This window comes from Archangium violaceum (genome assembly GCF_016887565.1).
Lineage (GTDB): Bacteria > Myxococcota > Myxococcia > Myxococcales > Myxococcaceae > Archangium > Archangium violaceum_B.
The window spans coordinates 2,201,195-2,212,901 of sequence record NZ_CP069396.1; the positions used below are offsets into that span (position 1 = coordinate 2,201,195).

The 11,707-nt window shown below is 69.7% G+C and carries 12 protein-coding genes; 6 read left to right on the forward strand and 6 right to left on the reverse strand.

Annotation, left to right across the window (positions count from 1 at the left end; genetic code table 11):
- Positions 1 to 8: 8 nt before the first annotated feature.
- Positions 9 to 428 (reverse strand): MarR family winged helix-turn-helix transcriptional regulator, encoded by a 420-nt coding sequence (locus JRI60_RS09245; protein ID WP_204225477.1) that lies wholly within the window; start codon positions 426 to 428, stop codon positions 9 to 11.
- 96 nt (positions 429 to 524) lie between these two features.
- Between JRI60_RS09245 and JRI60_RS09250 the strand changes: the two genes are divergently transcribed.
- The 3 genes from JRI60_RS09250 to JRI60_RS09260 all read left to right on the forward strand — a co-directional run bounded on the left by JRI60_RS09250 (position 525) and on the right by JRI60_RS09260 (position 3,147).
- Positions 525 to 1,973, forward strand: coding sequence for an MDR family MFS transporter (locus tag JRI60_RS09250; RefSeq protein WP_204225478.1), 1,449 nt, complete (start codon positions 525 to 527; stop codon positions 1,971 to 1,973).
- A gap of 83 nt (positions 1,974 to 2,056) precedes the next feature.
- A complete protein-coding gene (locus JRI60_RS09255; protein WP_204225479.1) occupies positions 2,057 to 2,329 on the forward strand; it encodes a hypothetical protein in 273 nt (90 codons plus the stop codon).
- Positions 2,326 to 3,147 (forward strand): sterol desaturase family protein, encoded by an 822-nt coding sequence (locus JRI60_RS09260; protein ID WP_204225480.1) that lies wholly within the window; start codon positions 2,326 to 2,328, stop codon positions 3,145 to 3,147. The genes JRI60_RS09255 and JRI60_RS09260 overlap by 4 nt, the downstream gene beginning before the upstream one ends.
- Here JRI60_RS09260 and JRI60_RS09265 read toward each other — a convergent pair.
- Genes JRI60_RS09265 through JRI60_RS09275 form a run of 3 tightly spaced genes read right to left on the reverse strand, consistent with a single transcriptional unit; the run spans position 3,098 to position 6,593 of the window.
- Positions 3,098 to 4,285 carry an acyl-CoA dehydrogenase family protein gene (locus tag JRI60_RS09265; protein ID WP_204225481.1) on the reverse strand — a complete coding sequence of 396 codons (1,188 nt, stop codon included), beginning with the start codon at positions 4,283 to 4,285 and terminating at the stop codon, positions 3,098 to 3,100. The two genes, JRI60_RS09260 and JRI60_RS09265, sit on opposite strands and share 50 nt — an antisense overlap.
- A complete protein-coding gene (gene pheA / locus JRI60_RS09270) occupies positions 4,282 to 5,151 on the reverse strand; it encodes a prephenate dehydratase (protein WP_204225482.1) in 870 nt (289 codons plus the stop codon). The genes JRI60_RS09265 and pheA overlap by 4 nt, the downstream gene beginning before the upstream one ends.
- A 53-nt stretch (positions 5,152 to 5,204) precedes the next feature.
- Positions 5,205 to 6,593: a styrene monooxygenase/indole monooxygenase family protein gene (locus JRI60_RS09275; protein ID WP_204225483.1), complete on the reverse strand. Its 1,389-nt coding sequence runs from the start codon at positions 6,591 to 6,593 to the stop codon at positions 5,205 to 5,207.
- A 566-nt stretch (positions 6,594 to 7,159) separates the two neighbouring features.
- On the opposite strand from JRI60_RS09275, the gene JRI60_RS09280 reads away from it, so the two are divergent.
- Positions 7,160 to 8,527, forward strand: coding sequence for an iron-containing redox enzyme family protein (locus JRI60_RS09280; protein ID WP_204225484.1), 1,368 nt, complete (start codon positions 7,160 to 7,162; stop codon positions 8,525 to 8,527).
- Positions 8,524 to 8,799, forward strand: coding sequence for a Rieske 2Fe-2S domain-containing protein (locus tag JRI60_RS09285; protein WP_204225485.1), 276 nt, complete (start codon positions 8,524 to 8,526; stop codon positions 8,797 to 8,799). The genes JRI60_RS09280 and JRI60_RS09285 overlap by 4 nt, the downstream gene beginning before the upstream one ends.
- 3 nt (positions 8,800 to 8,802) lie before the next feature.
- Here JRI60_RS09285 and JRI60_RS09290 read toward each other — a convergent pair whose 3' ends face one another.
- Entirely contained in the window at positions 8,803 to 9,711 is a 909-nt protein-coding gene (locus tag JRI60_RS09290; RefSeq protein WP_204225486.1) for an arginase family protein, read from the reverse strand.
- 67 nt (positions 9,712 to 9,778) lie between these two features.
- The gene (locus tag JRI60_RS09295) at positions 9,779 to 10,813 is read right to left on the reverse strand and encodes a fatty acid desaturase family protein (RefSeq protein ID WP_204225487.1); all 1,035 of its coding nucleotides are present in this window, start codon (positions 10,811 to 10,813) and stop codon (positions 9,779 to 9,781) included.
- Between the two features lie 148 nt (positions 10,814 to 10,961).
- On the opposite strand from JRI60_RS09295, the gene JRI60_RS09300 reads away from it, so the two are divergent.
- Positions 10,962 to 11,675 carry a B3/B4 domain-containing protein gene (locus tag JRI60_RS09300; protein WP_204225488.1) on the forward strand — a complete coding sequence of 238 codons (714 nt, stop codon included), beginning with the start codon at positions 10,962 to 10,964 and terminating at the stop codon, positions 11,673 to 11,675.
- Positions 11,676 to 11,707 lie beyond the last annotated feature (32 nt).

Genomic DNA, 11,707 nt, shown 5'->3' on the forward strand with positions numbered 1-11,707 from the left:
GGGGGTCCTCAGTCCCCGGAGAGCCGCTCGAGGAGGTGGATCAGCTGGGCGCGCTCGCCCGCCGAGAGCCGGGAGGTGCGCTCGCGGTGGACCGCTCCCATGATGCCGTGTGCCTCCGTCACACGGTTCAGGCCCGCCGCGGTGAGCCGCAGTCGCGTGGCGCGCCGGTCGTTCGGATCCTCCTCGCGCTTCACCAGTCCCTCCGCCTCCAATCCATCCACGGTGTCGGTGAGGGTGCGCGGGACCACGCCCAGGGCCTCACTCACCTCCTTCATCCGCAGGGCGTCCTTCTCCAACAATTGCAGCACCTTGAAGCGGGCCAGCGAGAGCCCACACTCGCGCAGGCGCTCGTTTACTTCCTGGCGCATCCGGTGCGAGGCAGCGATCAGCGCATCCACCACTTCGTTTCCGGTCCGAGGTCGGGTCATTGACGGCGGCTCTCTTCGTGATTAATGAGGATCCTCACAATGCGCCCCCACAGCATATCGCGGTCGGGGCTCCTTGCCATTGAAGAAGGTTCGCGCATGTCCTGGATCCAGAGGCGTCCGGAGTACGCCGTCGCCATCGTCTTCGTCTCCTCCATGTTCATGAACATCCTGGACACCACGGTGGTGAACGTGGCGTTGCCGGCGGTGGCGCACCAGTTCGGCGTGCGGGCCACGGATGCGGAGTGGGTGGTGACGGGCTACCTGATGAGCCTGGCGGTCTGGATTCCGGCGTCCGGCTGGTTGGGGGACCGCTTCGGGACCAAGCGCACGCTCCTCGCCGCGGTCGCGCTGTTCACCCTGGCCTCGGCGCTCTGCGGGATGGCCACCAGCCTGCCCCTGCTGGTGGGGGCCCGCATCCTCCAGGGCGTGGGGGGAGGCCTCATGTCCCCGGTGGGTACGGCCATGCTCTTCCGGGCGTTTCCTCCCGAGCGCCGCGCGAACGCCGCGCGGGTGCTCATCATCCCCACCGTGGTGGCGCCCGCGCTCGGGCCGGTGCTGGGCGGTTTCCTCGTGGACACACTGTCCTGGCATTGGGTGTTCCTGGTGAACGTGCCCATCGGCCTGGCCGCCCTGGCCTTCGGCGCCTGGAGCCTGAAGGAGCACCGTGAGCCCACCGCGGGCCGCTTCGACCTGGCGGGCTTCCTGCTCGCGGGCGTGGGGCTGTCGCTGCTGCTGTACGCGCTGAGCACCGGGCCGGTGCTCGGCTGGGGGACGCCGTCCGTGGTGGCCTCGGCCGCGGTGGGGGCGCTGGCGGTGGTGGCGTTCGTGTGGAACGAGCTGCGGGTGCGCACGCCCATGCTCAAGCTGCGGCTGCTCACGGATCGGCACTTCCGCAACACCAACCTCGCCTCGGCGTTCGGCAGCGCGAGCTTCATGGGCCTGCTCTTCCTCATGCCCATCTTCCTGCAGTCCGCCCGGGGCGAGTCCGCCTTCTCCTCGGGACTCACCACCTTCCCCGAGGCGCTGGGCGTGCTCGCCTCCTCGCAGCTCGTGGGCAAGCTCTACCCGCGCGTGGGCCCCCGGCGGCTCATCGCCTTCGGCCTCACGAGCATGAGCGTGTGCACCCTCGTCGTCGCGTTCATGGGCCTGACGGCGAACCTCTGGGTGCTGCGCGGGTTGATGTTCGCCGCGGGCGCGAGCATGGCCTTCCTCTTCATCTCCCAGCAGGCGGCGACGTTCGCCCGCGTGTCCAGCGCGGACACCGGCCACGCCTCGGCCATCTTCAACACCCAGCGGCAGGTGGCCTCCATGCTCGGTGTGGCGCTCCTGGCCACCCTGTTGTCGGCCCGGCTGGGCGCGGGAGGTGTGCAGCCGGGTCCCCAGTCCTTGGATGCCTTCCGGCTCGCCTTCGTCGCCTCGGCGCTCATGGCCCTGGCCGGCGTGGGGGCCGGGCTCGCCATCCGGGACGAGGACGCCGCCTCGACGATGCGCGGCGGGCGGGGAAGGGCGGACTCCAGCGAGGCCGCGCAGGCGGCCATGCACTGAGCCGGGGCTTGATGCCCGAGGGGCGGGGCGTGCGACACTGAGCCCACGGCGAGACGCCGGACACTCGAGGAGTCACTCGCGGCATGGCCAGGAACGTGGGCAGTGCAATTCTCAAGACGATCGCCCTTGTCGGTGGGGTGGCCATCCTCGCCATCGTGGTGCTGACGGCGGGCTCGACCCTGATGCCCGGGACGAAGGTGCGCAGGCTGTTCGGCGCGTCGCCCGAGGCCCTGGCGGGCAACGCCGAGGGCTCGTCCACGCAGAAGACCCTGCGGGAGTTCGCGGACAACGCTGGGGCCGACATGGCGCCTGACGCGGGGACCGACGCGGGGACCCTGGCGAGCGACGGGCGATGACGCTCCAGCAGCTCCTGATGGACACGGCGCTGTCGTTCGTCGTGCTGGGCGCGACGTTCTGGCCCCTGGAGCGGGCGTTCTCCGCGTGGGCCGGCCAGCGTTTCCTGCGCCCGGCCTGGGGCGCGGATTTCGTCTTCTTCCTCGGCCAGTACCTCGTGTGGGGTCCGCTCTCGGTGCTGGCCATCATGGCCGCCCGGCCGCTCCTGCATCCAGAGGCGCTGGCGGGCCTGAGAGCGGCGGTGGCCCTGCAGCCCACCTGGCTCCAGGTCGTCGAGGCCACGGTGCTCTGCGATCTCTGCGTGTATGTCTGGCACCGCCTGTGCCATCAGGTGGACTGGCTCTGGCGCTTCCACGCCGTGCACCACTCGGTGGAGCACCTGGACTGGATGGCGGCGCACCGCGAGCACCCGCTGGATGGGCTCACCACGCAGTTCGTGTGCAACCTGCCCGCCTTCGTGCTGGGCATCCCCCTGGGGCCCCTGGCCATGGTGGCGACCTTCCGGGGGATGTGGGCCATCTTCATCCACTCCAATGTGCGGCTCCCCCTGGGCCCGCTGGGCTTCCTCCTCGGTGCGCCCGAGCTGCACCACTGGCACCACGCGCGCGTCGAGCGGACCCGGCACAACTTCGCCAACCTCGCTCCGTACATGGACTGGCTCTTCGGTACCTACCACCGGCCGGCGGACGAGGAGCGGTGGGCGCTCGGGCTCGCCGAGCCCTTCCCGCGTGGCTACCTGGCGCAGCTCCTCGTCCCCCTGCCCACGCTCGTCAGAGCATGGCGGTGTTGGCGTCCACGCCGAGCAGCACGCTGCCGATGAGCTCCAGGGTGGGCTGGGCCACCATGGCGTGCTGGGTGGCCACGTGGACGTCGCGCAGGCAGCGCTGCAGGGGGCTGGCGCGGAAGACGGCCGCGCCCCCCGCCACTTCGTACATCCGGTCCACCACCCGCGCGGAGCTCCGCGTGGCGTGGGTGTAGGCCAGCCGCAGCTCCGCCCGGTGACGCAGGGACACCTCGCGGCGCGTGGCGGCCTCGAAGGTGGTGTGCACGGTCTCCAGCAGGAAGGCGCGCGCGGAGCGCAGGGTGGCCACGGCCTCGGCCACGGCCTCCTGCACCGCGGGCCGGCTGGCCACCGGGAAACGGCCCAGGGGCATGATCTTCTTCTGGGGCGCCAGCGCCGTCAGCTCGTCGATGGCGCGGCGGGCAATGCCGAGCGCCACGGCCGGGAGCCCCACCCCCAGCAGCCCGAAGGCCGGGAAGGCGTAGAGCGACCGGTCCACGCGCGGGCGCTCGCTGACGAGCGACGTGCTCATCTCCGCGGGGACGAACAGATCCTTCACCTCCATGTCGCCGCTGCCCGTGCCGCACAGGCCCGAGGCGTGCCAGGTGTCGTGGAGCGTCGCGTCCTTCATGGGGAAGAAGAGCTGGCGTATCTCGGGCATGCCCTCGCGCATCACGGGGGCTCCGTTCTTCGTCACCACCGCGCCTCCCGTCAGCCAGTGACAGTTCTGGCTGCCACTGGCCCAGCCCCAGCGCCCGGTGACGCGATAGCCGCCCTCGACGAGCTCGGCGCGCCCGATGGGGGCGGCCACTCCTCCGGTGATGACTTCCGGGTTGCTGAAGATGGTGCGCGCCGATGGCTCGGGCAGCCAGGCCGAGCACATGGCCGTGAGGGCGCCGATCATCACGCACCAGCCCGTCGAGCCATCCGCCCGGGCGAGCGTCTCGACGGCCTCGATGACGAGGGCGGGGTGGAGCTCGAAGCCCCCGTAGGTCTCGGGCACCACCATGCGGAAGAGCCCGGCCCTGGCCAGCTCGTGGGCGAGGTCGGCCGGCAGCCGGCGGGCGGATTCGATCTCCTCGGAGCGGGCGGAGATCCGGGGAGCGAGCTCCCGCGCGACCGCGAGCAGCGGGTGTTCGACAGGGGTCTTCAGCGGAGAGGCGGAGGCAAGTGTCATGTGGAGAGCGTACGGCGAGGGACGCCGGGCTCGCCAGCGGGCGGACGGTAGCGGGGGTAGGAGCCGAAGACCTTGAAGAACGAGGTCTGCTGCCGCATCCGCTGGAGGGCGGCGGCCACGTGGGGCTCCAGACGATGACCCTCGATGTCGGCCAGGAAGATGTACTCGCCCAGCAGCTCCTTGGCCGGGCGGGACTCGAGCCGGGTCATGTTGATGCGAGCCTCGGCGAGCACCAGCAGGGCATCGAGCAGGGAGCCCGCCCGGTTCTCGGACATGGCGAAGCACAGCGAGGTGCGATCGTTCCCGGTGGGGGCCGCGTCCTCGGCACCGAGCAGGATGAAGCGGGTCTGGTTGTTGGGGTGGTCCTGGATGTCGTGGGCGAGGATGGCCGCGGAGTGAAGCTCGATGGCACGGCGGGTCGAGATGGCGGCGGCCGGGCGCGAGTCGGCCAGTGCGTCCGTGAGGGCCGCGGCGTTGCTGAGGGCGGCGACGATGGCCACGTCGGGCAGGCAGCGCTCGACGAAGCGGCGGCTCTGGCCGAGTGCCTGCGGATGGGCATGGAGCACCCGCACCTCGTCGAGTTGCAGGCCCGGGCGGACCGCGAGCATGTGGCGCACGGGCAGGACGAGCTCGCTGCGGACCTGAAGGGCGGTCTCCCGGATGAGCAGATCCAGCGTGGTGGTGACGGCGCCCTCCAGCGAGTTCTCCAGGGGGAGGACGCAGGAGGAGGCGGCGCCGGTCTCCACGGCGGTGACGACGGCCGGGAGACTGGCGAGCGGCAGCAGATGGGCCTCGGAGCCACCCCAGGCGAGGGCGGCCTCCTCGCTGAAGGTACCGGGCGGCCCGAGGTAGGCGATCGTCTCCATGGACGCGCTTCTACACGCCATCAACGTCCGCTGTCTCTGGGGACATCGAACAGTCAAGCCGCCTTCTTGTACCCCCGGACCAACGGGTGGCGTGGCTCCTGCCCGCGCAGCTGCCGCAGCTCCTCGCGGACGATGCCCAGGCCACCCCCGGCCAGGGCCCGCATCCACGAGTGGCCCGTCTCCTTCGCGATGAACTGACGCATCCGGCGCTGGTCCAGGAGAAAGGGCGTCAGCAGCGTCGGGTCGTTGAAGTTCTCCGCGAAGGCGTTGGCCAGCCGCTGCTCCCCGCTGTGGTTGTCGAAGCGGCCGTCACTGCCGTACTGCGCGATGAGCAGCTCGCGCCCCGCGGCGGGGATGGGCTCCAGCAGCAGGTTGTTGAAGGTGTAGGTGGCGTGGCCGTGGCGCCAGTAGAAGCGCTCGAAGGTGTCCGTCATCCAGTCCGCGTCGAAGGGCCGGTCCTGGTGGGCGATGATGCAGTCGACGAGGTTGCGCGCCATCTTGTTGCCGTTGTTGGCGCCCTGGCCGCCGATGGGGTCCAACGACATGGCCGTGTCCCCCAGCGGCATCACCAGCCGGCCCGAGGGCAGCCGCCCCACCGGCTTGCGAACGGTGGGCGCGAACTTTCCCACCAGCCAACCGTTGGGATCCGAGATCCGCGCGTCCTTCATCCACTCGTAATCCCAGGGCATGAGATCGCGGACCACCTTCTTGCCGATCTCCAGCACCTGCTCGGCGCTCCGGGCCTCCTGGAAGCGGTCCATCGGTCCACCGGGCCGGGCCTCGAAGAGGAGGTTCCAGCTGGCACCGGCGTCCTTGTGGAAGTAGGGCACCCAGAAGGTCTCGCCCGCGGGAGCCAGCAGGTTGAGCTTCACAGGCAACATGGGAATGCCATCGAAGCCCAGTCTGGGCCCCTCCACGCACACCATGGCCAGGTGGCGCTGGGGCTTGTCGTAGACGCTGCGCTCGGCATCGCGCTCGAAGAGGCGGCACAGCTCGGCGCGCCCGGCGGCCACGACGGTCAGGTCGTGCGCGGCGGCGATCTCGTCCAGGCGCTGTAGGGTGACGGATTCGATCTCCACCTTGCCGCCGCGCGCCACCAGCTCGTTCATCCACTGGTGGCTCTGCAGGCGCAGGTCGATGGCGAGGAAGGGCCTGCGCAGGCGGCCGGCGAGCGTCAGCATCCGGTTGCCGAGCATCGGACAGAAGGTGATGTGGAAGCCGTCACCCCATGGTGCGTCATCGACCCAGGAGTTGAGGTCGAGCTCGTACTCGTACTGCAGCGAGAGGTCGAAGCGCGTCGCGGTCCCGGTGGGCCGGCTCTCGTTCAGCCACTGCTCGGGTGTCCTGTCCGAGTAGAGCGTCACCTGATAGCCCGCCTTCAGCAGCGCGTGCGCCGCCAGGAGACCCGCCTGCCCGGAGCCGATGATGGCAATGTTTCGCATGATTCCCCTCCTGCCTGGTGGATGCTTCACCCGATGCGCTGCAACGGTTGTGCCCGTTTCCTCGGAACTGGGAGCGGCCCTCGATGACGCTCCGCGTGAGAGCCAATTCCTGGCACGAATGGTCTCAATGAGCCGTCTGGAACGGTAAAAACGGATTTTAGAGTAAAATTCGGTAGAGCTGAAGAGCCCGTCCGCGACCGGAGACGTGACTCGGAGCCTTTTGTTCACCGGGAGTGCTGGTGCCGGCGCGTTTCATCTTTGACCCATGGGGCGATGGCGACTCGGCGAGCGCTCGCTCGGCTGCTCGTCTGTCCCAGGTCTTCAACCGGCGGGAGCCGTCCCCCTCTGGGGGGGAGAATGACCCAGGGTTCCGGTACAGGGCGCTGCTCATGCATTCCCCTTGGTGGAAGCCGAGCCCAGAGTGCCGCCAGTCTCGTGGTGGCGCTGTGACCGCATTCACTCCCGGGACATGAGTGCCTTCACAGGAGGAGCCCCTCGTGGGAGTGGTCATCCCACGGGGCTTCGCGGTACTGTCCTGTTTTTCCCAGTCCGGCAGAATCGAACTCATGGACACCTCCTCGTTGCTGAAGTCCGGTGCCCTCCTTCCGCTGTGGCAGTCCCTGCAGAACGCCCTGGCCTACCAGCCGGGCCAGGGCTGGCAGATGGAGAGTCCCTATCGCCGTCCCACGGATCTCTCCCAACTGCCGGTGGAGGCGCTGGACGAGCCGTTGCGCAAGGACGCCCTCTGCTCGCGCCGCTCGCTGGTGCTCAACCGGCTGCTCTTCAACGCCTACGAGCAGAACCACCTCTACCTGCCGCCCTCGCGCTTCAGCGAGGAGGAGACGCGCGCCTTCCAGGGCTACTACGCCCCGGACTTCGTGGCGGCCAACGCCCTGGTGCGCCCCGTGCTGGAGCGCACCTGCTTCCAGTGGCTCTCGGAGGAGATCTCCGTCGACGGGCCGTGGACGCTCGAGCACCTGGAGGAGTACTCCCAGAAGCTGCTGACGGACTTCGAGGCCACCCCCAGCGAGCTGTGCCGGCGCATCGAGCAGGCGGCCTGCCCGGACAAGGCCGCGCGCCTCTTCCTCCTCCAGGTGGCCCCCGACTTCCTCTCCGAGGCCTCGCAGATGGCTCGCGCGCTGCCCGGCAACTTCGGGCCCGTGCACTCGGAGCTGATGAAGATCTTCATCGACGAGTTCGGCTACGGGGTGCATTCGGCCAAGCACTCCACCCTCTTCGAGGAGACGATGGCCTCGGTGGGGCTCAGCCCGCGGGTGCACACGCACTACTACTGGTACCTGCCCACCTCGCTGTTGATGACGAGCTACTTCCACTGGATCACCGCCAGCAAGCCGCGGTGGTTCGAGTACGTGGGCGCGCTCTACTGGATCGAAGCCGTGGTGCCGCACGCCAACCGGCAGTTCAGCAAGCTGCTGCGCAAGACGTTCGGCAAGGACGTCAACACGAAGTACTTCGACGAGCACGTGGGCATCGACCTGCACCACCGGCGCATGGCCTTCGACAAGCTCATCCGGCCGATGGTGGCGCAGTTCGGCAACGACGTCATCCCGGCCATGGTGCGCGGCATCGAGGCGAGCCGGCTGCTGGGCGACCTGAACGAGCGGGACTTCTTCGCGCAGATGGACTTCTGCGAGGCGCTGCACGCCGGCCAGGTCTCGGCCCCCTACGATGCGGCGCGGGCGCGCGAGCTGCCGGCGGGGCACTTCATCGAGCCGCAGGTGTACGACACGCCGCAGGTGCTGGGCGTGGTGCGCGGCCAGGTGGAGGTGGACGCGGGCTACTTGTCTCCGCGCGTGCTCGGGCCGGGCGAGTCGGTGGCCGTGCCCGCCGGCCGCATGGTGGGCGCGCGCGTGGTGGGCGAGGGCGCGCTCGTCTCCTTCGGTCCCCAGTCCGCCGGGGCCGCGCGGGGATGATCGTCCAGTTCGAGGCGCGGCACTGGGAGCGGGTGCGGGTGGGCGGCGAGCACTACCTGTGCCTGAAGCAGGGCGAGGGGCTGGTGGTCATCCAGGAGCGCTGCCGGCACCGCGGCGGTCCACTCGGCCTGGGCACCTGGGACGAGAAGACCCAGTGCATCGTCTGCCCCTGGCACGAGATGGTGAACTCGCCCCGCGAGCTGGGGCGCCGCAAGGTGCCCTCGGTGCGCGTGGGCAACGTGATGACCATTCTCGTTCCCGACCCGGCCTGAGCGTCAGCGCCGGTCGCGCGGCGAGGGCAGGAGCGCGAACTCCTTCGTCAGCCGCGCCGTGGTCAGCGCGGTGAGCTTCACGGAGTCCAGCTCCGGGATGAACTCGGAGACGTCCATGCCCACCAGCTCGTAGCGCTCGGCGAGCGCGCGCAGCAGCACCAGCACCTCGCGCAGGGTAGGGCCGCCGGGGTAGGGGGCCTCCACCGCGGGCACCTCGTGGGGCGCCAGGCCGTCCAGGTCCACCGAGAAGAAGACGCGCCGCACCTTCCCGAGCTGCGACTTCAGCTTGGAGATGACCTCCGGCAGCCCGAGCTCACAGAACTCCAGGGCGTGGATGATGCCGGGCTTCCAGCGCCACAGCCCCTTGCGCTCGGTCGCGTTCACCTGCCGCAGCCCCAGCAGGCTGGTGCGCTCCGGGCTCACGTGGGGCAGCAGCCAGGCGTGGTGAAGGATGGAGCCGAAGTAGAGCCGCTCCTCCTGGGCGCAGTCCGGGTGGGCATCCAGGTAGACGATGCCGCAGTCCTCGAAGGCCGCGCTCACCGCGGAGAAGGCCGCGTATTTGATGAGGTGGTCCCCTCCGAGGCACACCGCGCGCTGGCCGCGCTGGAACAGCTCCAGGAAGCGCGCGCGCACCCGGGCCACCTGCTCCTCCGCCGACAGCCCGCTCAGCGGGAGGTTGCCCGCGTCGTAGAGGGAGGCGCCGTCGGCGAGCTGCTCGGTGAGCGAGGGAGACTCGTTGTCGGCCTCGCGCACGAAGTCCCCGCTGAAGAGGTGACGCCGCTCACCGGCCTCGGCGGCCTTGCCGCGAGCGCTCTCGGAGAAGCCGGCGCCCTGGGTGTTGGCGCCGAAGAGGACGGCGCTGGCCTTGCGCTCGACGGCGCAGGTGGCGAACTGGAGAAGGGGGCTGCTCATGGTGGAGAAGGCGGGGATCCTCCTCCATCGGCGCTGGGAACGGAAGACCCGGGGCCCCCGGGGGCGCTCAGGCCGCGCGTGGCTGGGAGCTCCCCTGGCGCGGTGCCACCGTGGCCAGCGCGGGGATGGCCTTGGGCGCCACCCAGCTGCGCACCACCGACGAGGGGCCGAGGAAGTAGGTGTCGCAGTGGTGCGCCGAGCCGTAGCCCGAGGCCTCCGTCAGCAGCACGTGCAGCCGTTGCAGGTTGGCCAGCGGGATGCGCGGAAAGAGGTGATGGGCGAGGTGATAGTTGTCGTGGTGCGGATGCAGGAAGTGGGAGAGCCAGTTGCCCGGCAGGTTGCGCGTGTAGCCGATGATGGAGCCCGGCTCGAGCCCGATGTGGTCCGACACCTCGGCGAACACCTTGATGGCGTGGTACGTGGTGGCGCGCGCCAGCATCCACAGCCCCGCGAAGGACAGCGCCGCCTTCGGGCCCGCCACCCCCGCCAGCAGCGCGAGCGCCACCAGCCACCACGCCAGCACCTTCCACCGCTGCGCGGGCTTCATGCGGTCCATCACGCCGATCAGCGACTTGCGGAACATCGTCCCGTCCAGCAGGAAGCTCCGGTAGACGGCCCAGGGCGCGCGCGGGAGCTGGCCATCCGCGCCCCTCGGCAACGACAGGAAGTCCGGATCCTTCTCGGGCACGCCCAGGTAGGCGTGGTGCCGCAGGTGCTCGATGCGGTACAGCTCGAAGTCCTCGAACATCGGCAGCGAGCACAGCACCGTGCCCACCCGGCGGTTCGCCTCGCGGCCCTCCAACATGTTGCCGTGGGAGGCGTCGTGGAGGCTGTTGCCCAGCGCGCGCTGCCGCGAGCCCACCACCACCAGCGCCAGGGGCAGCCACAGCGGCGACACGTAGAAGCACAGCGCCCAGGCGGCGAGGATGAGTCCCCACGTCCCCAGCACCTGCGGCCACACCACGCCCGGACGGGGCCGGTGCAGCTCCTCGAAGAGCTTCGCCCGCTCGCCCTCCACCAAGAAGGCCCGGAAATGGCGGATGTCCGCCACGCCCAACCGCGCCGGAGCCTTCTCCTTGTCCTCGTTCTCGACGCCCCTCATCTCTTCCAGAATTCCCTTTTTCCTTTTCTTTCAGCAATGAAAGATTTCTACCACCTTCTTGCCAGGTAGGTTCCTCCGCCCGGAGGGCTTGACGTGTCCCGTCGTTCCTGCGAAGGGCCCCGTCCCTTTCGCCTTTTTGGGAGGACCCGTGGACCTCAAAGTTTCCGACGAGATGGCCCAGCGCTACCCGGACCTGCGCATCAGCTTCCTGACGGTGCGGGGCATGGACAACACCGGGGAGAGCGAAGCCCTGGGCAACGAGCTGCGCGAGGCGGAGCAGCGCTTCCGTGGCCAGTTCGCGGATCAGCCCGCGCTCGAGGCGGACCGGCGCATCCTCGCGTGGCGCGAGGCCTACCAGAGCTTTGGCGTCAACCCGAAGAAGTTCCGCCCCAGCGCCGAGGCGCTGCTGCGCCGCGTGGTGAAGGGGGACCCTGTCCCGTGGATCAGCAAGGCGGTGAACGCCTACCTGCTGGCGGAGCTCTTCTACCTGCTGCCGGTGGGCGGCTACGACGTGACGGGCGTGAAGGGTGATGTGCACCTGCGCCTGTCCAAGGGAGGCGAGTCCTTCACCGCCATCGGCTCCGACAAGCCCGAGCAGACGGACGCGGGCGAGGTGGTGTACGCGGATGACGAGAAGGTGCTCACCCGCCGCTGGAACTTCCGCGACTGCGATCAGGCCAAGGTGACCACCGGCTCCAAGGACATCGCCCTGTTCGTCGAGGCCACCTCGGCGGCCATCCAGACCGAGGAGCTCACCGGCCTGGCCGAGCTCATCGCCCGGAAGATCCAGCAGTACTGCGGCGGCACCACGACCACGGGGCTGCTGGACGTGAAGACACAGCGCGCCATCCACGTCCTCTGAGTCCTTTCCAACGCCAGGTCGCCATTGCCTGT